Here is a 22,552-nt window from a genome sequence, read left to right on the forward strand (position 1 = left end):
CCCTGTTCCCCGAAACGCCCCACGGCAACCATTCGTGCGGCTTAGTATTCGTGACAGGACACAACTGTCTGAGCCAGTTGGGTTCTCCGCATCATTGATCGGGGGGCAACAAATGCCATCACGTCCGCACACCGGTACACCGTCGACTGCCGCACCCACGGTCCGGCCAGGGGAAATAGCCAGCACACCACCCCGACGACATTCGCTTGTCCGGTACGTGGCGCTGGCCGCGATCACCGCGTTGGTGGCGATCGGCCTGCCGTCGGGTGCGTCCGCGGATTTCGGCGCCGACCTGACCGGCACGGTGCAGGAATTCCTCGACGTGGGCCGAACGGCGGTGCCGCGCGCCGATTGTGGGCCCGGATCGCTGCCGGAATCCGGATTGCAGGGCGATGTGCCCGCGGGTGACCGAGACAGCGGACGCAGTACCCAGGGCTATCGCTGCAATATGTCGATGATCGGCGGTTATGCCGGGCGCGGGGCAGGCATCACCTCCACCAGTTTCGAGCACTGCGCCTATATGGGCACCTTCTTCCCCGGGAACATGCTCAGCGAGCACCAGGGCGTGCAGGTCCTCGATGTCTCCGATCCGGCGAATCCGCGGCTCACCGCGACGCTCGCCGAGCCCGCCATGCTGGCCGGGACCTGGGAGACATTGAAGGTCAACACGACTCGCAAACTGCTCGTCGGGACGGGCGTGCCGGTGGGCATCGGCGCCGGCTACCTGTCGGTGTACGACATCTCCGATTGCGCGCATCCGCGCCTGCTCAATCCGGGTACCGGCTCGAATCTGCTGATGCCACTGCCGATCACCACGCACGAGGGTGGCTTCTCCCCCGACGGTCGCACGTATTGGGCATCGGGCCTGGTGCCCGGCTTTCTCAGCGCGGTCGATCTCACCGATCCGGCGAATCCCCGGGTGATCTGGCAGGGGTTGACGGGGATCGAGGCGCACGGGCTCGGGGTGAGTCCGGACGGAAACCGGCTCTACATCTCCGCACTGGGCGGATTCACCGTGCTCGACGTGAGCGCGGTGCAACGGCGCGACCCGAATCCGCACGTGCCGCACCTGGGCCGGACGTTCTGGACCGACGGCTGGGCCACCCAGCACAGCGTGCCCGTGACCTATGACGGTGTGCCGCACCTGTTCACCGTCGACGAGGGCGGTTCCGGTGGGGTGAAACTCATCGACGTGTCCGACGACAGCGCGCCCCGGATCACCGCGAAGATCAAACTCGAGATCAACCTGCCCCAGAACATCGACGCCGGTGTCGGTTCCGCCATGGGCGGTTCGGCGTTCTCCTACGAATCGCACTACTGCACTGCCGACCGTCCCGACAATCCGACCGCACTGGCCTGCGGGTGGATCTCCTCCGGTATCCGGGTGTTCGACGTCCGCGACCCCGGCGACATCCGCGAGATCGCCTATTTCAACCCGCCCGCCCGCACTGGCCACAACCTCGAGATCTGGAACTCGCCACACGCCCTTGCCTCGATCATCGGCATTCCGGTGATGAGCGCACCGGCGGCACTGCGGTCGATGGCCGAAGGGCTGTTCGATCCGGCACAGGTGCTGACCTCCCGGGCAGGCGATGTCGCGTTCGGTGACCTGTCCACGGACTGGTGCCTGTCGCCACCGGAGTGGCGTGGCGACCAGCTGTATGTCACCTGCTCCGACAACGGGTTCATGGTGCTGCAGCTCGACAACGAGGTGTACACACCGCCCGCGAATCAGCAGTCCACGGTCGGGTCGTGAGCATGAACCGGGTGATCCGCCTGGCTTTCGCGGGTGCTGCCGCCGTGTTCCTCCTCGCGCTCGGCGCGGCACTGCGACCGCTGTTCATCACTGAAACATCCTCTCCCCCAACAATTCTCACGGCGACAGAGCTCGGATTCGTCCAGGACATGACCGCCCACCATCAGCAGGCGCTGATCCTCACCGAGCGCCTCGACCCGGCCGCCGACCCCACCGTGCGCAGACTGGCCGACCAGATCGCCGACACCCAGCGGGTCGAGATCGGCACCCTGCTCGGCTGGACCCAATTGGCCGGCGCCGCCCCCACCGCGACCGTCCCGATGACCTGGATGGCGGGCACCCACCACCACTCGACCACCGCACCGACCACGATGCCGGGCATGGCCACCACCGCCGACCTCGACACCCTCGCCTCGGCTCGCGGGTCCGACGCCGAAACCCTTTTCCTGCAACTGATGTATCGCCATCACGCGGGCGGAATCACGATGGCCCGCGCCGCCGACACCCTCCTCACCTCGGGACCCGTCAAACAGGCCGCCCGCGCGATGGCCCAATCACAAAGCCAGGAACTGGGCTACCTGGGCATGCTCCTCGACCTCCGAGGCGCCAGACCTACGTCCTGACCGAGATCAACAGGCACTCACGTGGATCGGCTCGCGGGACATCCCTGGTGATCAATTGTCCAGCGCGCCTGCGCCTATCAGGTGCGGTCGGTGAAGTGGTCGTTGAGGGCCGATTGGCTGAGTTGGGTGTCGCCGTAGGTGAAGGTGCCGTGCTCGGCGAGCTCGTGAGCCGCGTCAAGGAGGTGGCGATAGAGCGAGCGGGCGATACTGCCGCCCACCGTGACCCGGCGGACGCCGAGGTCGGCGAGTTCGGCCATCGACAACGCGCCGGTCAGTCCCATGACGACATTGAGTGGTCCGTCCAGGGCGTCGACCAGGGTGGCGATCGTGCTGGCGTCGGCAGCGCCGGGGACGAAGACGCAGTCCGCACCGGCGGCGAGGTAGGAGTTGCCGCGGCGAATCGCCGCGTCGAGTCCCGCGTCGACCAGCAACGCGTCGGTTCGGCCGACGAGGACGAACGGCTCACCGCTGGCAGCCACCGCCGCGCGCGCCGCCCGTACCCGATCCACGGCATGCACCTCGTCGAACAGCGGGGTGCTCCGATCGCCGGTGAAGTCCTCGATATTGCCGCCCGCGGCACCGGCCTCGAGCGCCAGCGAGATGGTGGTCGCCACCTCCTGGGCGTCCGGTCCGTACCCCTCCTCGAGGTCGGCGCTGACCGGCACCCGCACGGCGCCGGTGATCTCGTGGATCCGCCGCATCATCGTCGGCCGATCCACCCGACCGTGCGCACCGTGCTCGGTGAAGAAGTCGTGATCGGGGCGGCCGAAGGAGAAGGCGACCCCGGCGCTGGTGGTCGCGATCGCCGGAAATCCCACCGACTCCAGAATCCGCGCGCTCCCCGCGTCCCAGGCATTCGGCAGCAGGAAGCACCCTTCGCGGTGCAGATCGACGAATGCCTGTGCGCGTACTCGCTGGGCGCTGTCCACGAGAGCTCCTGCGGGGAGTCGGGGTGTCCTTACCCGGCCCATTCTGCCCTGCCGGTCCCCACCGGACTTCGCCGATGACCCGGCCGCGGGTCTGAACTAGCATCGAAACGCTGGCGATCGGATGTGAGGGAGGGGCAGCGGGTGCGCGACGGTGCGGTTTTCGCCGGATACACGATCGAGCGGCGGGTGGGTCATGGCGGCATGGGTGCGGTGTACCTGGCCAAACATCCGCGACTGCCCCGGTTGCTCGCGCTGAAATTGCTGAACGAGGAGTTGTTCTCCGACAACGAGTTACGTGCCCGGTTCGAGCGGGAAGCCGATCTGGTCGCGCAGTTGGAGCATCCCAATATCGTCACCGTGTTCGACCGTGGTGCCGATGAGGGCCGACTCTGGATTTCCATGCAGTACATCGATGGGGTGGACGCGGCCACCGTCGACCCGCTGACGTTGCCGCCCGAACGGGCCGTCTACATCGTCGGTGAGACCGCCAAAGCCCTCGACTTCGCCCATCACAAAGGCGTCCTGCATCGCGACGTGAAACCGGCCAACATCCTGCTGGCGAAGGCGTCCGACGGCCAGCAACGGGTGTATCTCACCGATTTCGGCATCGCGCGGGTCGTCGACGACGCGGCGAATCGCCTCACCCGAACGGGGACCTTCACCGCGACCCTCGCCTACGCCTCGCCCGAGCAGTTGACGGGGGCGCAGATGGACGGCCGCGCCGACCAGTACTCACTGGCCTGCACCCTGTACCTCTTGCTCGCGGGGACAGCGCCGTTCGAATCGGTCCATCCGGCGGCCGTGATCCAGGGCCACCTGCAACAACAGCCGCCCGCGGTGTCTGTCGCTCGCCCCGGCCTGCCCGCCGCACTGGACGCGGTCCTGGCCCGCGCGATGGCGAAACGACCGGCCGACCGATTCGCGTCCTGCGCGGACTTCGCTGACGCGGCACGGCTCGCGCTGAGCGGGATCGCCCCGCGACAGCGACCAGCCGCGGCCCCGCCGCCGAGCCCCGCGCAGCCGTATCCCGCTCCGGTACAGCACAACTCGCCCGCGCCCCGTCCGTATTCGCCGGCACCGCACGGCGCGTACCCTTACCGCCCCGCACCGCGACGCCGCTCGAACGCGGGCTGGATCATCGGGCTCTGCGTCGGCCTCGTCGTGGTGGTGGCCGCGAGTATCGGCGTCTGGGTCCTGACCACGAATCGCACTCCGCCGCAGCGCGATCTGGACGAGGCGCGCCAGGCATTCGCGCACATGCTCCCCACCACCGAGATACCGGCCGGGCAGACATGGGGTTCGGGACCAGGATTCGGCGAAGCAACCTGCAGTGGCGACGTTTTCAACGAAAGGAGCACGATCCACTGGTTCTTTGTCGGTTCCCAACCGGACCCGCAGCTCGGCAAGCCCACCGCGATGTGGGAATGCGGGTACGCCAACAGCTACATGATTCCCGCGAGTCTCACCCGGTGGCCCGACGTCAGAATCTTCCGCTACGCATCCGCCGCCGAGGCGAAGCAGGTAACCGACACCTTCGCGGGCGCGGCCAGAGACGTCGACATCAACGGCGACACGGCCTACACGAATTACAAATGGGGTTCGACGCCCACCGACGCCCCCCGCATCGCGACGGTCTTCCCGAACGACCCTCGCCGCGACAAATTCATCATGTACTCCTACGGCCTCGGCGCGACCAACGATCCGTCCATGGCCCAGTTGCTCGACTGGTGGAAGACGGTGCCGTTGACGTGATCGACGGCGGCTAGCGGTCGCGCAGGCGCCGCACCGCGTCGTCCATGTGTTCCCTGAGCAGGGCACGCGCACGTTCCGGGGAGCCGGTGCCGATCGCTTCGTGGAGTTCGACATGTTCGCGGGCTTGTTCGCGCAAGTCCGGGTAGGTGGTCTGCAGCGCGCCGAGGCACATGCGGGTTTCGATGAGGAGGGTGCGGGCGGCGCGGACGAGGCGGGGGCTGTCGGCGGCGGTGACCAGGGCCTCGTGGAAGGCCTGGTCGGCGTCGGAGACACCGGGGGCGTCGCCCGCTTCGGCGGTGATTCGCAGGGCGGTGACGCTGGGTTGCAGGGCGGCGTAGGCGATCTCGCGGCGGCCGTCGAGGATCAGGTCGAGCGCGCCGCCTTCCAGGGCGGCGCGGGCGCGGTAGATGTCGATGACGTCGTCGGTGGTGAGTTCGATGACGAAGATGCCGCGGTTGCGGATGCTGAACAGCAGGCCCTCCTGGACCAGGCGTTGCATGGCCTCGCGCACGGGTCCGCGGGAGACACCGAAACTGGTTGCCAGATCGGCTTCACCGAGTTGGGCACCGGGTGCGAGCGCACCGCGCATGATCGCCTCGCGCAGCCGGTCGGCGATCATCTCCGCGGTCGACTGCTGGTTGACGGGTTCGAAATCAATGATCGACATGGCGACCCCCTTCCGCGAACAACGCGCCGAGTTCCGGCGCGACCGCGGTCACCCCGGCCAACCGCAGACCTTCCCAGATGGTCACCTGGTTCGCCGTGAGCACCGGCTTGCCGAGCGCGGCCTCGAGTTTCGGGAGCACCTCGAGAGTATGCATGGCGGTATCGGGGATGAGCAGCGCCTGAGCGTCGGGGTGGTCGTTGGCGACGGCCAGGGTCAGGACCTGCTCGGGTGTGAGGGTGCCGACCTCGGCGGCGGTGTCGATGCCCGCGCTCGACATCGACACCACGTCGATGCCCGCGTCAGCGAGGAAGTCGACGAACAATCGCGCCACCTCCTCGGGATAGCTCGCGACCACGGCCACCCGCCGCACACCGAGTGCCCGCGCCGCTTCGACGAACGCGAAGCTCGTGCTGGAGGCGGGCACACCGGCCGCCTCGGCGAGGCTCTCGACCTGGCCGCGAGCGCCCTCGGGGCCATAGACGAAACTGCCCGAGGTGCATGCCCACACCACTACGTCGGGCTTCTCGGGTGCCAACAGCGACGCACCGTGGCTCAGCTTCTCCGGGCTGCCCAGGTCGAGCAGTTCGGCGATCGCGTGCAGGTCGGTGCCGTAGATATGGGCAACCGGCAACGCGGCATTCAGCAGGGCGGCCGCGCGTGGGTAGTCGTCCTCGGCGGCATGGTCGGGGTAGATGAATCCGATTGTCGGCATGTGCATCTCGCTCCGTTCAGAAGAAGTTGTCGCGTCAGAAGACATTGACGAGCCATTTCCCTGGGCAGAATGTCGCGTCCACATTCGTTCAGAAGACATTGACGAGCCATTTCCCTGGGCCCATCATGGGCAGCTTCATTCGGCCGAGGCAGGCCCACATGGTCAGCTGGTTGGCGGTGAGGACGGGTTTGCCGAGTGCCTGTTCGAGCGGCTCGATCACGTCGTAGGTCGGCAGGTTCGTACAGCTGACGAAGATCGCTTCCGACCGGGGATCGTCGGCGCCGAGTATCCGTTCGGCGATGGTGCGGTAGTTGACCTTCCAGATGCCGCCACCCAGCCCGAGATGATCGGACTTGATCGTGGCGCAGCCCGCTTCGTCGAGGAAGTCGTGCAGTTTGCCGGTGAGGATCTCGTCGTAGGGGGTGATCACCGACATGCGGGTGATGTTGAGATGCTTGATCGCCTCCACCAGGGCACCGGAGGTGGTCACCGCGTCCGGCGCACCGGCCAGGCAGATCGTTTCCCGCAGCGACCGTTCGTAGGCCAGCCCGTTGATGAAGCTGCCCGAAGTACACAGGTAGGCAACGACTTCCGGTTCCACATGGAGCACGTCGTGGGTGGCCGCCGTGAGATGCAGCGGGTTGGACACCAGTTCGGCCATGGCCAGGGATACCGGCACCGGTTCATAGGGGGTGCGGGCCAGGTGCAAACTCACCTCGAGGGGCGCCCACCGCCACAGTTCCCGTTCGAGGGCGAGGTCGAACGGCGCGATCACGCCGATGCCTCGTTGGGCTACCGGCCCGTCGATGTCCGGGAAGCTGAACTCCACTGCGGCCCCTCTCGCGCTCAGCCGGGCAGACCTCCGAACACGATCGGATTGTTGACAATCATACGATCTGAATTTACGGTGTCAATGTGGAAAACGGGCCGATTGTCACCGTCTTACATCGTGACAGTGTGCCCGAATCGGACCTCATGGCCCCCGTAGCCGAGCGCGCCGAGGTGCGCTATACCGAGGCCGACGGGCTCGCCGCCGCGCTACGCGGCGCCGAAGTGCTGTTCGTGTACGACTTCCAGACCCGCGCGGTGCCCGGTGCGTGGCACAGCGCCGATCGCTTGCGCTGGCTGCACATGGGCGGCGTCGGCGTGGATGCGGTGATGTTCCCCGAGCTGCGGGCCTCCGATGTCGTGGTCACCAACACCCGCAACGTCTTCGACTCCGCCATCGCCGAATACGTTCTCGGACAGATCATCTCGTTCGCCAAGGATCTGCCCGGCTCGATCCGGTTGCAGCTGCGACACGAGTGGCAGCACCGGGAGTCCGAACGGGTCGCCGGCACGACCGCGCTGATCGTCGGCACCGGCTCGATCGGGCGGACCATCGCACGATTGCTGCGCGCGGCGGGGATGACGGTGCGCGGGGTCGGGCGCCGAGCCCGCACCGGCGACCCGGATTTCGGCACCGTCAGCGACGATCTGCACGCCGAACTGCCCGGCGCCGACTACGTGATCGCCATCGCACCGCTCACCGCGCAGACCACGCACATGTTCGATGCGGCCGCGTTCGCCGCGATGAAACCGCATGCGAGGTTTGTCAACGTCGGGCGCGGGGAACTAGTGGTTACCGACGATCTCGTCGCCGCGCTCGGCAACGGCTCGATCGCCGCGGCCGCGCTCGATGTGGTCGACCCGGAGCCGCTACCTGCCGCTCATCCGCTGTGGGATCTGCCGAATGTGGTGCTCACGCCCCACAATTCGGGTGACTTCCACGGCTGGCGCTCCGAGATCGTCCGCGCATTCACCGACAATTTCGGCAGGTGGGCAGCGGGTCTGCCGCTGGACAACGTTGTCGACAAGACGCTCGGGTACGTGCCCGGCTGAAGGAGCCCCGCCATGACGCAGCCCGATCTCCCCACCGATCCCACCGTGCTGACGGCGGTTCAGTTGGTTTCGGCCTACGCGGCCGGTGAACTCTCGCCCGTCGAAGCAGCACAGGCCAGCTTGGACGCCATCGCCGCCCGCGACGGCGCGTTCAATGCCTTCTGCCTGGTCGACCCGGATCGGGCGCTCGTGCAGGCCAAGGATTCCGAGGCGCGCTGGCAGTCGGGCAATCCGCGCGGGCTACTCGACGGTGTGCCGATTTCCATCAAGGACATCTTTCTGACCGAAGGCTGGCCGACCCTGCGCGGTTCCACCTGTGTCGACGAGGGCGGGCCGTGGTTGATGGACAGCCCGGTCGCCGCTCGGCTGCGCGAGGACGGGATGGTATTCGTCGGCAAGACGACCACGCCGGAGATCGCCTGGAAAGGTGTCACCGACAGTCCGTTGACCGGCGTCACCCGCAATCCCGCCGACCCGGCGACAACGGCGGGTGGATCTTCCGGGGGCAGCGCGGCGGCGGTGGCGGCCGGGATGACGCCGGTGTCGGTCGGCACCGACGGCGGTGGCAGTATCCGGATTCCGGCCTCGTTCTGCGGGATCGTCGGCTTCAAACCGACGCACGGACGGGTTCCGCTGTACCCGGCCAGCCCGTTCGGGCCCCTCGCGCACGCCGGGCCGATGACGCGCACCGTCGAGGACGCGGCGCTGCTGATGGACATTCTCTCGCTGCCCGATCCGCGTGACCCGACCGCGCTGGCGCCCACCGTGACCACGTTCCGCAGTCAGATGCAGCGAGATGTGCGCGGGCTGTCGGTCGGCTATTCCGCCACGCTCGGTTTCGCGCAGGTCGATCCCGAGGTCGCCGAGATCGTCGAGCGCGCGGTACGGCGGCTGGCCCAGGCCGATCTGACCATCGATGCGGTAGATCCTGGATTCGCCGATCCGCGGGACGCCTTCGAGACGCTGTGGGCCGCGGGTGCGGCGACCATGCTGTCGAAGTTCCCCGCCGGGTCCCGCGAGAAAGTGGATGCCGGTTTGGCCGCGGTGTGGGCGCGCGGGGAATCCGTCAGCGCCATCGACTATCTCGACGCCCGCCAGGTAGCCGCCGAGGTCGGCATCACGATGGGCAATTTCCACACCGCCTACGACGTCCTGATCACCCCGACGATGCCGATCACCGCCTTCGCGGCCGGCCACGATGTGCCGCCCGGCAGCGGACTGCACGGCTGGCCCGACTGGACCCCGTTCACCTACCCGTTCAACATGACGCAGCAGCCCGCCATCAGCATCCCCGCCGGCACGACTCGTGCCGGTATGCCGGTGGGCTTACAGATCGTGGGGCCACGCCACTCCGATGACCTGATCCTCGCGGTCGCCAGGCACGCCGAATCCGTGCTGAACAGCTGAAACAGGTTGGCAGCACACCCGTGACGACGGTGCGGTAGCCGGAGCCACCCCACCAGATCCGCCCTGAGCGGAAGGCCGAATCGACAGTGGCACTTCAGGCGCGGGCGAAGGCCAAGGTCTCTCCTTCGACACCGCGCAGCCACAGCCCGTTGCATGCCGTAGCGAGGTCGGCCAGGCCTTCTTCGATCGTGGCGAAGACGCTGCCGGGGACCCAGCCGAGGTCGCCGTTGATCAGTAGATTGTTGCGGCCGTAGAACAGGGCGAGGTCGGTGGCGCCCTGGGCATGGTGGGCGGCGGAGCCGGGTTCGTAGCCGTAGGCGGGGTTGCCGATTTCCCACGGTTCGAAGTCGAAGAGGCAGACATCGCCGGGAATCGGTGTGACCGTGGGGTTTTCGCGGTGAGGGGCCGCGGTGATGCGGGGCACCAGGGCGTAGACCTCGTTGCGGGCGTATTTGGCGTGGAAGGCGTCGCCTTCCTGGGGTAGCGCATCCCAGACGGCGGCGCACGTCAGCGGGGCTTCGTCGTCGAGCAGGCGGGCACGACAGGTGACGCCTGCTTTGGTGAGGGTGATGCTCATATAGCGGGCCATCGGTCCTGCTTCCTGGTGGGGGCGAGCGGAGGGTGCGAGATCGCGAGTTCCAGAGTTCGGTGCGTGGTCCCACCCGCGCTCCGGGTGGGACCACGACCGAGGACTACAGCTCGGCGAGAACCTCTGACCAGATCGCCAGCGCATCCTCGACCTGGGTCTCGGTGACGATCAGCGGCGGGATCATGCGCACCACGTTCATGTGGGCACCGCAGGTGAGCAGCAACAGTCCCTTGTCGACGGCCGCCTTCTGCGCGGCCGATGCCGTCGCGGTGTCGGGTTCGCCTGTCGGCGTGGTGAACTCGGCGCCGACGAGCAGGCCGAGGCCGCGGACGTCCCCGATCGCTTTCGTCGCGAGCTTGTCGACGCCGCTGAGCAACTGCGCGCCGCGCACGGCGGCGTTGTCGACGAGCCCCTCGGCCTCGATCACCTCGAGTGTCGCGACAGCGGCGGCACAGGCCACCGCGTTGCCGCCGTACGTGCCACCCTGGGACCCCGGCCAGGCCTTCGCCATCAACTCCCGCGACGCCGCGATACCCGACAGCGGGAAACCACTGGCCAAGCCCTTGGCGATGGTGATCACGTCGGGTCGAACGTCGAAGTGCTGGTGGCCGAAGAACTTTCCGGTCCGGCCGAACCCTGTCTGGATCTCGTCGAAGACCAGCAGAATGCCGTGCCGGTCGGCCCGCTCACGCAGCCCTTGGAAGAACCGGGTGTTGCCGGGGATGTACCCGCCCTCGCCGAGCACCGGCTCGACGATGAACGCGGCGGTCTCCGCAGGCGAGGTGAGGGTAGCGAACAGATAGTCGAGCTCACGCAGCGCGAAGTCGGTGGCTTCCTCCTCGCTCCAGCCGTAGCGGAACGCGGTCGGAAAAGGTGCCACGTGCACACCCGGCATCAGCGGGCTGAAACCCGCCGAGAACCGGGTCCCCGAGGTCGTCATGGTCGCGGCGGCGACGGTACGACCGTGGAAACCGCCGTGGAAGACGATCACGTTCGGGCGCCCGGTGGCTTGCCGGACCAGCCGCAGCGCCGCCTCGACCGCCTCACTGCCGGAATTGGCGAAGAACAGAGAATCCAGGCCCGCGGGCAGCACGGCGCCGAGACGCTCGATGAGTTCCAGCAGCGGCCGGTGCATCACCGTCGTGTACTGACCGTGGATCAGCTTGCCGACCTGGGCCTGCGCGGCCGCGACCACGGTGGGATGACAGTGCCCGGTGCTGGTGACGCCGATCCCGGCGGTGAAATCCAGGTAGCGGCGACCGTCGGTGTCGTAGAGGTAGCAGCCTGCGCCGTGATCGACGTGGACGGGCGTGGCCTGCTTCAGGACGGGAGACAGCTCGGTCATCAAAGACTCCCCAGATTGTCCATTGTCGGATTGTTGACAATATGCATAACATGGCGGGAGGGTTCACAGCAATGGGTGATTCACCGCGTCGGGAGGCAGGCACCGTATGAACGAGGCACGAGGGCTGCTCACAGCCGAGTCCGAGAGCGGCGCACAACCGCTCGAACATCTGAGCGCCGCCGAGCGCGCCGCGATCGACAGCGTCCCGACGGGGTTGTTCATCGGCGGCCGCTGGCTCGACTCCCCCGCGGCGCTGCCCGTCCTCGATCCCGCGACCGGCGCGACACTGTGCGCGGTGGCCGACGCGACCCCGGCCGACGGAATCGACGCCCTCACCGCCGCGGCCGAGGCCCAGTCGGGCTGGGCGAACACCCCGGCACGCACCCGCAGCGACATCCTGATGCGCGCCCACCACGCGCTACTCGCCGACACCGAGCGCCTCGCCCTGATCATGACCCTCGAGATGGGCAAGCCGCTGACGGAAGCGCGCGGCGAAATCGCCTATGCGGCCGAGTTCTTCCGCTGGTTCGCCGAGGAAGCCGTTCGCCTCGACGGCGGATACATGCCCGCGCCGACGGGAGGTTCACGGTTTCTGGTGACGAAGCAACCGGTGGGGCCGAGCCTGCTCATCACGCCGTGGAATTTCCCGATGGCGATGGGCGCCCGCAAGATCGCGCCCGCGCTGGCCGCGGGGTGCACCTGCGTGGTGAAACCCGCTGAGCAGACACCGCTTTCGATGCTGGCGCTCGCGGCGATCCTGGCCGATGCCGGTGTGCCTGCCGGTGTGGTCAATGTGGTGACCACCGCCGACCCCGGCGCGCTGATGACACCGCTGATCGCCGATCCGCGTTCCCGCAAACTCTCCTTCACCGGGTCGACCGCGATCGGGAAACTCCTGCTCGAACAGTGTGCCCGCACCGTCATGCGGACCTCGATGGAACTCGGCGGCAACGCGCCGCTGCTGGTGTTCGACGACGCCGATCTCGACGAGGCGATCGAGGGCGCCTTGTCCGCCAAGATGCGCAATATCGGCCAGGCTTGCACGGCCGCGAACCGGATTCTGGTGCAGCGCGATATCGCTGACGCGTTCGCCGAGGGACTGGCCGCGCGGATGGCGGCGTTGCCGATGGGCCGTGGCACCGAACCGGGCGTCGTCGTCGGTCCGCTGATCGACGACGATGCCGTCGCCAAGGTCGAGCAGCTCGTGGCCGATGCCCGCCGGCGCGGCGCCGAGGTGCGGCTCGGTGGCACCGCGATCGACGGACCCGGCACGTTCTACCCGGCGACCGTGCTCACCGGCGTCCCCGACGATGCCGAGCTGTGCCACACCGAGATCTTCGGACCCGTCGCGGCGATCGGCACGTTCGACACCGAGGACGAGGCGATCACCCGCGCCAACGACACCCCCTACGGGCTGGTCGCCTACGTATTCACCGAGAACCTGCGGCGTGGACTTCGCGTCTGCGAAGCTCTCGAAACGGGAATGGTCGGCCTGAACCAGGGCGTGGTCTCCAATCCGGCCGCACCGTTCGGCGGGGTGAAGGAATCCGGACTCGGGCGCGAGGGCGGTTTCACCGGGATCGACGAATTCCTCGAGTCCAAATACATCGGCGTCAAGGTTTAGGGAGACAGCGTGCGCACATACCGGATCGCGACCATTCCGGGCGACGGAATCGGCGTCGACGTGACCGTCGAGGCGGTGAAGGTGCTCGACCGGGTCCTGCCTGGTATCAGCTGGACCGAGTTCGACTGGTCCTGTGAGAACTATCTGCGGACCGGTGCGATGATGCCCACCGACGGAGCTGAGCAGCTGGCGGAGTTCGACGCGATCCTGTTGGGCGCCGTCGGATTCCCCGGGGTGCCCGACCACATCTCCCTGTGGGGCTTGCTGATTCCGCTGCGGCGCGCCTTCGGCCAGTACGTCAACCTGCGGCCGGTGCGGCTGCTGCCCGGCACCGAATCGGCGCTGAGCGACCGCACCGCCGAGGACCTCGACCTTCTCATCGTGCGCGAGAACTCCGAGGGCGAGTACTCCGAGATCGGCGGCATCCACAACCCCGGCAGGCCGGACGAATTCGTGCTGCAGGAATCGGTGTTCACCCGCACCGGCTGCGAGCGGATCATCCGCTACGCCTTCGACCGCGCCGCCGAGCGCTCGGGAAAGCTGTGTTCGGCGACGAAATCGAACGGCCTTATTCACTCGATGCCGTACTGGGACAGCATCTTCGAGCGCATCGCCGCCGAATATCCCGCGGTACAGACGCGGCAGATGCACGTCGACGCCCTCGCCGCCGAAATCGTGCTGCACCCCGACCGTCTCGACGTGATCGTCGGCTCGAACCTCTTCGGCGACATCCTCTCCGACCTCGCCGCGGCTGTCACCGGCGGACTCGGCCTCGCGCCCTCGGGCAACATCAACCCCGCCGCGGACACGCCGTCGATGTTCGAGGCCGTGCACGGTAGCGCGCCCGACATCGCGGGCCTCGGCATCGCCGACCCCGTCGCCCAGATCCTCGCGGGCGCCATGCTCCTGTCCCACCTCGGCGAGCACGCCGCGGCTGCCGCCGTCGACCGGGCGGTCTGCGATGTGCTCGCCGCGGGCAAGGTCCGCACACCGGACCTCGGCGGCACCGCCACGACCGCCGAACTCGGCACCGCCATCGCCGACCGCGCCGCCGAACTCGCGAATTCGCTCGCCGAAGCCTGAACCCCGACTGCGCACCGCCGGACCCGCGCTGTCGTGAGCACAACGTCATCGCGAGGCAACTGCCAAGAAAATCGCAGGCAATCGGTGGTGCGCACGATGAGTCGCAGAGTCGGTGACAGGTGAGGTAGAAGGCGAGACGTGGTGACGAGCGCACGGGTGGGCGTAGTTCCGGTGGTGCACTGTGGGCTGGCTCTGGTGCGCGCGCAGATAGCCGCGGACCTCGAGCCGATCCCGGTGCGCGAGCGACCCGTGGCCGAGGCCGTCGGGGCGACCCTGGCCGTGCCGCTGTCGGCGGGCACTCCCCTGCCGCGCGTGGACACTGCCGCCATGGACGGCTACGCGGTCGCGGGCCCTGGACCATGGTGGCGCCTGCACCAGCAGGTCAGCTATGCCGGACGGGGCTGTTCGGTGGTCCTCGCGCCCGGCGAAGCGGTCCGCATCGCGACCGGCGCGGCGACCCCGTTGGGCACCACGGCGACCCTGCGCGACGAACACATCGTGATGACCACCGTGTCCGGCAAACCGGTGGTGATGCGCGCGCCCGGCGCGCCCGTCCGCGACGACACCCGCCGCCAAGGCGAACACTGGCACAGCGGAACAGAATTGGCCGGCGCCGGTGCCCGCGTCTCGGCGGCACTCGCCTCGGCAGCACTGAGCTCCGAAGCCGAAACCGTCACTGTGCGTGGGCCTTTGCGCGCCGACGTGGTGATGACCGGCGACGAGATCCGCGCCGTCGGCCCGCTCGAGCCCGGTGAAACTCGCGACTCCCTCGGCCCGGTCATGCCAGAGTTCTTGCGCTGCTGCGACATCGAGAGCACCGGCCTGTGGCACCTCGCCGACAGCAAAGATCTCCTACGGTCCTGGCTCACCCTGAAATCACACGCTGATCTGGTCGTCATGGTCGGCGCCACCGGCCGCGGCGCCGCCGACCACCTGCGCACCCTGCTCGCCGACCTCGGCGCTCGCATCATCGTCGAACGCATCGCGATCCGCCCCGGCGGCTCCACCCTGGTGGCCCAACTTCCCGACGGCCGCGTCCTGCTCGGCCTGCCCGGCAACCCCTTCGCCGCTGTCGCCGCCCTCCTGGCCGTCGGCCCGGCCATCGTCGATGCCCTCACCCTGCGCACCCCCGGCCCCACGATGTGGGGCCGGCTCTCCGACGCGGGCGTCATGGAAGGCGACGCGACCCGCCTGGTCGGTGTCCAGCAACACCCCGGCGGCGTCTGGCGCAGCACCGGCCCCGCCCACACGCCCCACCTGGCCGGCCTCATCCCCTCCCAAGCCCTGGCCGTCCTCCCACCCGGCACCGGCCGAGGCACCCTCGTCGAACTCCTCCCGCTCCCCCACTGATTCACCGGGCGGGCGGCACACTGCTGCCTGCGTCGTCACGCCGTGGCAGGTGGGCCTGCAACCACAGCACTACGCGGTAGGCGAGAACAGCAGGTACGACAACCATCAGCACGATGCGCAGCGCTACCAGCGCCACTACAAGGATCGAGAAGCCGATACCGACACCGTCGGGCGAACCGAACCCGTGGCGCGCGGACACGGCCGCGAGAATCCAGTGCAGCGCGAGGTAGATCGCACCCAGGATCGCCGGTAGCCGGACCAGCCGCCAGCCGTCGAGCAGCCGGGTGTGGCTCATCGCGTCAGCTCCGGGCCGGAGGTGAGGAAGGCCAGCAGCAACGCGTTGCCGATCACACCGCCGGTCGCGAACCGCACCCGGGTACCGCTGCGCATCGACAGCCCGAAGAGGTCCGCGGTGCGGAACAGACGGGTGAAGGTGTCACGGTGGCCGAAAGCGCGCGCCGGGGCGAGCGCGAAACCGGTCCGCACTGAGATCTACGTCGCGCCGCGATTCACTTCGTGCGGTGGACCTCCGCCGTGTTGGCGATCGCGGCGGACGGTATCTCGATCACCGGGACCGGTTTGTTGCTCGGGTTGCCGCTGTTCTCGCCGCGATAGCTGAAACTCAATTGGCCGCCCGCGCCGGGCACTTCGTCGAGGCTGTTCAGATTGAGCATCTGGTTGAGCACGTCGAGGTGGGTCGGCATCGTGTAGTCGGACTGGGCGCGGGCCGACAGGCGGGCCGCTTTCGCCGCGATGAGAATCGCGTCGTGGGTGGCGATGGCGCCGCCGTCGTTGAGGTTCACCGACGCGAAACCCAACTGCTGGAACTGTTCGTGGAATTCCCGGAAGAACGGCGGTGTGCTCGGCGAATTCTGTATCCAGCCCTGCGGATCGGTCTCTGTCGCATAGACGACGCGAATGTTCTTCGCGCGCAGCACCGCCTCCTCGGCACGGAGGTCGAGGACACCGAAATCGGCGCCTGCGGCGACAATGGTGATCGGCGAATCCGGGCACACCCGGTTGAACATCGACTCGAGGAAACTGCTGAAATCGACGACCCGTCCCGCGAAGGCAACTACTTCGGGCTTCACCGCACAGACATTCTGCACGATATTGGAGAACAGGTTGGGGCTCGCCGCGGTCTGCCCGTACAGGCCCACATAGCCCTGCGGGGGATATTTGATCAGGTCGGCCAACCGCGCGTTCATGTCGTCGCGCAGCGACTTGGTGAACAGATCCGTGCCCTGCGTCGCCTCCGGGTCCGGGTTGAGATCAGAATTCAGGTCGTACACCAGCATTGCCGACTCCAGGTCGGGATGGTTGCCCAGATAGCCGTGGAGCGCCTCGGCGTACTCGAGATTGGGTGGCGATGCCCGGACGAAACCGCGAATCGCGCCGTAATTGAGTTGATCGGCGGTGGCGATCGAACTCACGATCGGAATGCTGCGCTGAGCAAGGCGCTGGGCCGCCAATTCGGTCTGCACGGTGGAGACACGCAATCCGGTGACGGCGACCAGCGGTTCCGGACCACCGACCATCGCCTCGAGTTGCCCGACCACCGGCTCCCACTGCAGCTGATGGCTGCCCCAATTTGCCAGCACGAGTTTGACCAGCGGCTGCTGGTCGCCGACCGCTTTGGTGTGGTTGATCCGGTACTGCGCGGTGTAGGCGCCCTCGAGTTCATTGCGGACCATCTCGAGGGTGATCGCCGAGGTCTTGTCGACGGTCAGCGAGTCGAGCAGCGCGACGGTCACGGTGTGTCCCGACCCGCTCACCCGTGCGTTCTCCTCCGCGATCTTGCGCTGGACGCCGGCCAGGGATTCGTGGAAGGCGTAGGTGCCGTCGGTGACTCCGACACATTGGCCGTCGATTTCCTGCACACCGGAATCCGATGCACCACAGGTGTTCTCGGGCCACACGCGATATACGGCGTAGCCCGCCACCAGGGCGACAACGAGACCGACGGCGAGTTTCGGCCACTGCCGCGCTGCCCAGAGCCGAAATCTCGTCCGCCAGTCCAGGATCCGGGGAAGCTCGATACCCGGGCCGTCATTGTCGTGGTCGGCGCTCATCAGCTCATCAACTCCACAGCTCGGCGTTCCGGTGATGGTGGTCCGCCGCGGTGAACAGCGGCCCTGGGTCTCCGCGCACCGTGCCGGCGACGCTGTCGAAATGGACGGCGATCTGCCGATGCAGGGTGCGGCGGACATTGGAAATGAACGGATCGAGGACAACGGACTGCTCGATCACCAACCGGGTCAGGGGATCCGGATCTGACTGGGCGGCGAGCGCGTTGTCCACCTGGTGCATCGGCGAGACGTCCGGGTCGACGGCGCGGCGCGTTGCGGCGGCGACCGCGTGCAACAGCCGAACCCCCGCGGCTGTCTCGCCGGATTCGACCAGCTCGGTGCGCAGGGCAGCGCACACGGTGTCGATATCGCCCGCGGCCATCGTGTAATACAGGATGTCCTCGCGGTGATCGGTGCCGCCGGACTCGTCCTGCAACCGCTGGGATCGTCCGCGCAGCCATTCGAAGACCGCCGGCCAGCCGGGCGCACCGCCACCGGTTCGGTCCGCGAGTTGCCGCAGCAGGAGCCTGCGCAGGACTGCGGGCCCCGCCCCGCCCGATTCCGGCCACAGCACCGCGGCGATATCGCGCAGATAGGCGAGATCGCTGGTCAGGAACCCGCTCCCGGTGGCGAGCAGCGCGGCATGCTGGTAGGTGCGCGCCGCCGCGCACGTCACCAGATCCGCGTAGGCCTCCTCGGGGAATCCCGCGAGCAGTTGAGCGCGCAGTTTGTCTTCCAGCCGGACGGGCTGACTGCCGTTGCCCGGCTCCAGCCGGTCGAGCGTCAGGGCCAGGGATTCCCCCTCGGCGAGCGGCCGTTCACGCAGGGCCGCGACGAACAACCCGGTCGATGCTCGATGACCGGCGAGCAGACCGAACAGCATGGCGGTCATTTGATGGTTGCCGATCGGCACGGCGCCGCCGGGCAGCACGGGCCGCAAGGTGGAGACGATCCGGCGGGTGTCGTCTTCATCCAGGTCCGGCAGCTTGTACCGACACCACAGGTGGGGGCGCCGTTGGGCGTCGAAGGTGAGCTCGCGGTTGCCCAGCGACGCGTCGAATTCGACCAAACGCTGGGTGTGGGCGGTGAGCAGACCGCCTCGACTGGTGACCACAGCCGTCAAAGGATCGGTCGCGATCTCCCCGGAGGCCGGGCGGGCGCGCCGGGCGTCGACCAATCCGTTGACGAACTCCTGCCCGAGTATCGTGTCCGCGTTGTCCAGCAGCACAACGCAATTCAGCGTCATCGCACCCGCCCGGAACGACGACCTGAAATTGTTGCGCAAGTCAGCCAGGAACGCGGACCACAACAGTTCGTTGACCGACGCCATCTGGTCGGTCGCCGCCCACTGATGCAGGTCGACGAGGACGTCGAGCGGGTCATCGGCATGGCCCTGATCACGATGGCCGTACCACTCGGGCGAGAGGGCTTTCGCCCGCCGGACGGCCCGCATCGTCCAGTCGACCCCGAGCTGTGCGAGCAGTCCGAGAAAGGGCGAGACGGGCGAGGGCATCAGCGCACCGCCGAGCAGAGGTGCGAGCTCACCGGCCGACGTCCGAAAGACCTCGTGCATATCGGCCAGATCGACTTTCGTTTCGAGCTTCTTACGCAGCACCGCACGCGATTCCGGACGACCGGGAGACAGCGAGGCTGTCATCGCCAGCGCACCGATCGTGAGCAACGGAAACTCGAACGAACCGTAGGGCTCACTGATCCGCGCCAGCTGAAAGGCAACGCCGAACAACACTTCGGGAACCGTGGCCTGGTGCAACTGTTCGAAATCGATACGCGCACGCGGAATCTGCTGGCCGGCCAGCTCCCGCTCCAGTTCGTCGATCACTCCTGTTTTGCCGCATCCGCGAGCGCCTTCGATGACCAGCACGGGGTGGTGCAGACTCCTGGTGGGACTGCGTCCGATGTCGCGCGTCATCAATCGCCCGACGAGAGAATTCACCACAAAACTGCCCCGATTCACTGTTCTGCGGATATCACGAACCGAATCGGATCCCCGCCGAAGGTGGGGACCACCATCCCAGCAGCTCGGCTAATTGTCAACCAACACAACGTCTTTCATGCCGCAATGACAAGCTTGCCGCACAACAGAAACGGCCCCGAAAACTCGGGGCCGTTTCTGCTAGTTCTCTACCGGATCAGCCGTGTTGCGGCGGCTGCCAGGGGCGACCGTACGGGTCGTCGGGGCGGGGAGCCGGCTGTTCCTGCGGGGCGATCGGGGGTGGGGTCGGCAGTTCCGGGTCCCCCTTGGCCACGGAGGTTTTCGGGCGAGGTACCGGTGTGTCGAACCCTTCGACCGGGGTGCGGGCGGTGGCTTCGGCGGCGCGGACGGCTTCGGCGATTTTCGGGTCAGAGGCGGTTTCGAACCAGTCGGCCACGTCGGAATCGTCTTCGATCTTCACCGGTGCTTCATCGGCGGACGGCTCGTAGCGGAACACACCGTCCTCGCCCTTGGTGGCGAAGTTCTGGGCGAACCCTTCGAGTGCCTTGCCGAAATCGGACGGCACCAGCCACACCTTGTTCGCGTCGCCCTTGGCGACCATCGGCAGCGTCTGCATGTATTGGTACGCAAGCAGTTCCGGGGTCGGCTTGCCGTTCTTGATGGCGGCGAAGACCTTCTCGATCGCCTTCGCCTGACCCTGAGCCTGCAGGTAGGAGGCGGCGCGTTCACCCTGGGCGCGCAGGATGCGGCTCTGGCGTTCGCCCTCGGCCGACAGGATCGAGGACTGTTTACCGCCCTCGGCGGTCAGGATCGCCGCCTGCTTGGCGCCCTCGGCGGTCTTGATCTGCGCTTCGCGGTTACCTTCGGCGGTGAGGATCGTCGCGCGCTTCTCGCGATCGGCCTTCATCTGCTTCTCCATCGATTCCTGGATCGACGGCGGCGGATCGATGGACTTGAGCTCCACCCGGGCCACCCGGAGGCCCCAGCGGCCGGTGGCCTCGTCGAGTACACCGCGCAACTGGTTGTTGATCTGATCGCGCGAGGTCAGCGTCTCTTCGAGGGTCATGCCACCGACCACGTTGCGCAGGGTGGTGACGGTGAGCTGCTCGACCGCGGCGATGTAGTTGCTGATCTCGTAGACGGCGGCCTGCGGGCTGGTGACCTGGAAATACACCACCGAGTCGATCTGCAGGGTGAGGTTGTCCTGGGTGATCACCGGCTGCGGCGGGAACGATACGACCCGCTCGCGCAGGTCCACCTTCGCGCGGACACGATCGGCGAACGGGACGAGGAACGTCAGCTGACCGGACACGGTGCGCGAGTAACGCCCGAGCCGTTCGATCACCGCCGCCTCGGCCTGCGGAACGAGGGCGATCGATTTGAACACCACCACCACGACCAACAGGACGAGGACGGCGGCCACGATCAAGGCAACCATTGCTAGGGACCCTTCCAGACGACGGCGGTCGCGCCATCGATCTTCATCACATAGACAGTCACACCGGCTTCGTACACTTCACTCGGGTCGAGCGGACGCGCGGTCCAGACCTCGCCACCGAGCTTGACCTGACCCGAATACTCCGCGACCTGCTCGAGCACCAGCGCCGACTTGCCCGGCAGCGCATCGGCATTCGTCGGAGTGGGCGGCGGCGTACCGAACTTGCGGCGCAGCAGCGGGCGCACCCCGAGAAACAGCACGCCTGCCATCGCGGCGAACACCAACGCGTCGCCCCAGATCGGCAGATCGGTCGCGGCGCTCACGCCCGCGGTGCCGAGTGCGGCCACGCCCAGCGTGAGCAGCATGAGATCGCCGGTGAGCATTTCCGCCGCCGCGAGAACAATGCCCGCGATCAGCCAGACTATTGCGGCCACCCTGCCAGCCTAGCCGTGATGACCGGTTTACGGGCGGCCTCGCGTGATCGCCGGTCACGGTGCGGCGGTGCTTAGCGCTGCCTTCTGCGCGCGGTAGTTTCGGGGACGTGAGTGCACGAGACAGCTACGGCGACATCTATTCCGGACATGATCGGACCAAGAAGAAGCCGGTGCCGACGGTGAGCGCCGAACGCGACCTGGTGGTGGAGGACGCGGCGAGCGGATTCTGCGGTGCCGTAGTCGGTTTCGATCGCAGCTACGACGGCGAGTTCGTGAAACTGGAGGACGCGCGCGGGGCGGTGCGGTTGTTCGCGATGCGCGAGGCCGCGTTCCTGATCGACGGGAAACCGGTCACGCTGACCAAACCCAGCACGACCGCGCCGAAGCAACCGGCACGGTCGGCGTCGGGTTCCACCCGGGTCGAGGGTGTGCGCGCACGAGTCGCGCGGACCAGCCGGATCTGGGTGGAGGGCGTGCACGACGCGGCCCTCGTCGAGCGGGTGTGGGGCCACGACCTGCGGGTGGAGGGTGTGGTCGTCGAACATCTCGAGGGCCTCGACAATCTCGGCGCCCGGCTCACCGAGTTCGAGCCAGGCCGGGGCGCGCGGGTCGGCGTGCTCGTCGACCACCTGGTGACCGGCTCGAAGGAGACGCACCTGACCACCGGCCTCGGCCCGCACGTGCTGGTCACCGGCCATCCCTACATCGATGTCTGGCAGGCCGTGCGGCCCGCCGCACTCGGCATCGAGGCCTGGCCGTCGGTGCCACGAGGCGAGGATTGGAAGACCGGAATCTGCGCGCGGCTGGGTTGGGGAACACCGCAGCAGGGCTGGCGCCGTGTCTACGATGCGGTCGACTCGTTCCGGGATCTGGAACCCCCACTCATCGGCGCCGTCGAACGACTCATCGACTTCGTGACCGAGCCGGACTGACGCGCAG

General features: G+C 67.6%; 21 protein-coding genes. 9 read left to right on the forward strand and 12 right to left on the reverse strand.

Features of this window, described 5'->3' with window-relative positions:
* Positions 1 to 112 precede the first annotated feature (112 nt).
* Complete coding sequence (locus ACWZHB_RS15835; RefSeq protein ID WP_427908702.1) at positions 113 to 1,756, forward strand: LVIVD repeat-containing protein; 1,644 nt, start codon at positions 113 to 115, stop codon at positions 1,754 to 1,756.
* A gap of 2 nt (positions 1,757 to 1,758) precedes the next feature.
* Positions 1,759 to 2,379 (forward strand): DUF305 domain-containing protein, encoded by a 621-nt coding sequence (locus ACWZHB_RS15840; RefSeq protein WP_427909178.1) that lies wholly within the window; start codon positions 1,759 to 1,761, stop codon positions 2,377 to 2,379.
* A 77-nt stretch (positions 2,380 to 2,456) separates the two neighbouring features.
* Here the strand turns inward: ACWZHB_RS15840 and ACWZHB_RS15845 are convergent, their stop codons facing one another.
* Complete coding sequence (locus tag ACWZHB_RS15845; RefSeq protein ID WP_427908703.1) at positions 2,457 to 3,308, reverse strand: isocitrate lyase/PEP mutase family protein; 852 nt, start codon at positions 3,306 to 3,308, stop codon at positions 2,457 to 2,459.
* Positions 3,309 to 3,449: 141 nt separating this feature from the next.
* On the opposite strand from ACWZHB_RS15845, the gene ACWZHB_RS15850 reads away from it, so the two are divergent.
* Positions 3,450 to 5,060 carry a serine/threonine-protein kinase gene (locus ACWZHB_RS15850; RefSeq protein WP_427908704.1) on the forward strand — a complete coding sequence of 537 codons (1,611 nt, stop codon included), beginning with the start codon at positions 3,450 to 3,452 and terminating at the stop codon, positions 5,058 to 5,060.
* A gap of 10 nt (positions 5,061 to 5,070) precedes the next feature.
* On the opposite strand, the gene ACWZHB_RS15855 is transcribed toward ACWZHB_RS15850, so the two are convergent.
* The 3 genes from ACWZHB_RS15855 to ACWZHB_RS15865 form a co-directional block, all read right to left on the reverse strand.
* Positions 5,071 to 5,727 carry a GntR family transcriptional regulator gene (locus ACWZHB_RS15855; protein ID WP_427908705.1) on the reverse strand — a complete coding sequence of 219 codons (657 nt, stop codon included), beginning with the start codon at positions 5,725 to 5,727 and terminating at the stop codon, positions 5,071 to 5,073.
* Positions 5,714 to 6,445: a maleate cis-trans isomerase family protein gene (locus tag ACWZHB_RS15860; RefSeq protein ID WP_427908706.1), complete on the reverse strand. Its 732-nt coding sequence runs from the start codon at positions 6,443 to 6,445 to the stop codon at positions 5,714 to 5,716. Before ACWZHB_RS15860 ends, ACWZHB_RS15855 begins: the two co-directional genes overlap by 14 nt.
* A gap of 82 nt (positions 6,446 to 6,527) precedes the next feature.
* The gene (locus tag ACWZHB_RS15865) at positions 6,528 to 7,268 is read right to left on the reverse strand and encodes a maleate cis-trans isomerase family protein (protein ID WP_379325394.1); all 741 of its coding nucleotides are present in this window, start codon (positions 7,266 to 7,268) and stop codon (positions 6,528 to 6,530) included.
* An 86-nt stretch (positions 7,269 to 7,354) separates the two neighbouring features.
* On the opposite strand from ACWZHB_RS15865, the gene ACWZHB_RS15870 reads away from it, so the two are divergent.
* Both ACWZHB_RS15870 and ACWZHB_RS15875 read left to right on the forward strand, forming a co-directional pair.
* The gene (locus ACWZHB_RS15870; protein WP_427908707.1) at positions 7,355 to 8,320 is read left to right on the forward strand and encodes a D-2-hydroxyacid dehydrogenase; all 966 of its coding nucleotides are present in this window, start codon (positions 7,355 to 7,357) and stop codon (positions 8,318 to 8,320) included.
* Positions 8,321 to 8,332: 12 nt separating this feature from the next.
* On the forward strand, positions 8,333 to 9,727 hold the full coding sequence (locus ACWZHB_RS15875; RefSeq protein ID WP_427908708.1) for an amidase: 1,395 nt from the start codon (positions 8,333 to 8,335) through the stop codon (positions 9,725 to 9,727).
* 94 nt (positions 9,728 to 9,821) lie between these two features.
* Here ACWZHB_RS15875 and ACWZHB_RS15880 read toward each other — a convergent pair whose 3' ends face one another.
* Both ACWZHB_RS15880 and ACWZHB_RS15885 read right to left on the reverse strand, forming a co-directional pair.
* Positions 9,822 to 10,316, reverse strand: coding sequence for a DUF3830 family protein (locus tag ACWZHB_RS15880; protein WP_427908709.1), 495 nt, complete (start codon positions 10,314 to 10,316; stop codon positions 9,822 to 9,824).
* 103 nt (positions 10,317 to 10,419) lie between these two features.
* Entirely contained in the window at positions 10,420 to 11,661 is a 1,242-nt protein-coding gene (locus ACWZHB_RS15885; protein WP_427908710.1) for an aspartate aminotransferase family protein, read from the reverse strand.
* A gap of 106 nt (positions 11,662 to 11,767) precedes the next feature.
* Between ACWZHB_RS15885 and ACWZHB_RS15890 the strand changes: the two genes are divergently transcribed.
* The 3 genes from ACWZHB_RS15890 to ACWZHB_RS15900 all read left to right on the forward strand — a co-directional run bounded on the left by ACWZHB_RS15890 (position 11,768) and on the right by ACWZHB_RS15900 (position 15,718).
* Entirely contained in the window at positions 11,768 to 13,285 is a 1,518-nt protein-coding gene (locus ACWZHB_RS15890; protein ID WP_427908711.1) for an NAD-dependent succinate-semialdehyde dehydrogenase, read from the forward strand.
* A 9-nt stretch (positions 13,286 to 13,294) separates the two neighbouring features.
* Entirely contained in the window at positions 13,295 to 14,368 is a 1,074-nt protein-coding gene (locus ACWZHB_RS15895; protein ID WP_427908712.1) for a tartrate dehydrogenase, read from the forward strand.
* Between the two features lie 141 nt (positions 14,369 to 14,509).
* A complete protein-coding gene (locus ACWZHB_RS15900; protein ID WP_427908713.1) occupies positions 14,510 to 15,718 on the forward strand; it encodes a molybdopterin-binding protein in 1,209 nt (402 codons plus the stop codon).
* A gap of 1 nt (position 15,719) precedes the next feature.
* On the opposite strand, the gene ACWZHB_RS15905 is transcribed toward ACWZHB_RS15900, so the two are convergent.
* The 6 genes from ACWZHB_RS15905 to ACWZHB_RS15930 all read right to left on the reverse strand — a co-directional run bounded on the left by ACWZHB_RS15905 (position 15,720) and on the right by ACWZHB_RS15930 (position 21,613).
* On the reverse strand, positions 15,720 to 16,013 hold the full coding sequence (locus ACWZHB_RS15905; protein ID WP_427908714.1) for a hypothetical protein: 294 nt from the start codon (positions 16,011 to 16,013) through the stop codon (positions 15,720 to 15,722).
* Entirely contained in the window at positions 16,010 to 16,204 is a 195-nt protein-coding gene (locus ACWZHB_RS15910) for a hypothetical protein (RefSeq protein WP_427908715.1), read from the reverse strand. The genes ACWZHB_RS15905 and ACWZHB_RS15910 overlap by 4 nt, the downstream gene beginning before the upstream one ends.
* Positions 16,205 to 16,227: 23 nt before the next feature.
* The gene (locus ACWZHB_RS15915) at positions 16,228 to 17,790 is read right to left on the reverse strand and encodes an ABC transporter substrate-binding protein (protein ID WP_427908716.1); all 1,563 of its coding nucleotides are present in this window, start codon (positions 17,788 to 17,790) and stop codon (positions 16,228 to 16,230) included.
* Positions 17,791 to 17,797: 7 nt separating this feature from the next.
* Positions 17,798 to 19,741, reverse strand: a complete 1,944-nt coding sequence (locus ACWZHB_RS15920; protein WP_427908717.1) for a hypothetical protein — start codon at positions 19,739 to 19,741, stop codon at positions 17,798 to 17,800.
* A gap of 196 nt (positions 19,742 to 19,937) precedes the next feature.
* Positions 19,938 to 21,179 carry an SPFH domain-containing protein gene (locus ACWZHB_RS15925; RefSeq protein ID WP_427908718.1) on the reverse strand — a complete coding sequence of 414 codons (1,242 nt, stop codon included), beginning with the start codon at positions 21,177 to 21,179 and terminating at the stop codon, positions 19,938 to 19,940.
* A gap of 2 nt (positions 21,180 to 21,181) precedes the next feature.
* Positions 21,182 to 21,613, reverse strand: coding sequence for an NfeD family protein (locus ACWZHB_RS15930; protein WP_427908719.1), 432 nt, complete (start codon positions 21,611 to 21,613; stop codon positions 21,182 to 21,184).
* 107 nt (positions 21,614 to 21,720) lie between these two features.
* Here ACWZHB_RS15930 and ACWZHB_RS15935 point away from each other — a divergent pair, with 107 nt between their 5' ends.
* Positions 21,721 to 22,545: a DUF3097 domain-containing protein gene (locus tag ACWZHB_RS15935; protein ID WP_427908720.1), complete on the forward strand. Its 825-nt coding sequence runs from the start codon at positions 21,721 to 21,723 to the stop codon at positions 22,543 to 22,545.
* Positions 22,546 to 22,552: the final 7 nt, after the last annotated feature.

Source organism: Nocardia sp. FBN12, from assembly GCF_054031145.1.

Bases quoted from the DNA above. Each gene is read 5' to 3' on its own strand.
- ACWZHB_RS15860 (WP_427908706.1), bottom strand. From the start codon at position 6,445: ATGCACATGCCGACAATCGGATTCATCTACCCCGACCATGCCGCCGAG.
- ACWZHB_RS15875 (WP_427908708.1), top strand. From the start codon at position 8,333: ATGACGCAGCCCGATCTCCCCACCGATCCCACCGTGCTGACGGCGGTT.
- ACWZHB_RS15835 (WP_427908702.1), top strand. From the start codon at position 113: ATGCCATCACGTCCGCACACCGGTACACCGTCGACTGCCGCACCCACG.
- ACWZHB_RS15905 (WP_427908714.1), bottom strand. From the start codon at position 16,013: ATGAGCCACACCCGGCTGCTCGACGGCTGGCGGCTGGTCCGGCTACCG.
- ACWZHB_RS15840 (WP_427909178.1), top strand. From the start codon at position 1,759: ATGAACCGGGTGATCCGCCTGGCTTTCGCGGGTGCTGCCGCCGTGTTC.
- ACWZHB_RS15890 (WP_427908711.1), top strand. From the start codon at position 11,768: ATGAACGAGGCACGAGGGCTGCTCACAGCCGAGTCCGAGAGCGGCGCA.
- ACWZHB_RS15855 (WP_427908705.1), bottom strand. From the start codon at position 5,727: ATGTCGATCATTGATTTCGAACCCGTCAACCAGCAGTCGACCGCGGAG.
- ACWZHB_RS15925 (WP_427908718.1), bottom strand. From the start codon at position 21,179: ATGGTTGCCTTGATCGTGGCCGCCGTCCTCGTCCTGTTGGTCGTGGTG.
- ACWZHB_RS15885 (WP_427908710.1), bottom strand. From the start codon at position 11,661: ATGACCGAGCTGTCTCCCGTCCTGAAGCAGGCCACGCCCGTCCACGTC.
- ACWZHB_RS15915 (WP_427908716.1), bottom strand. From the start codon at position 17,790: ATGAGCGCCGACCACGACAATGACGGCCCGGGTATCGAGCTTCCCCGG.
- ACWZHB_RS15880 (WP_427908709.1), bottom strand. From the start codon at position 10,316: ATGGCCCGCTATATGAGCATCACCCTCACCAAAGCAGGCGTCACCTGT.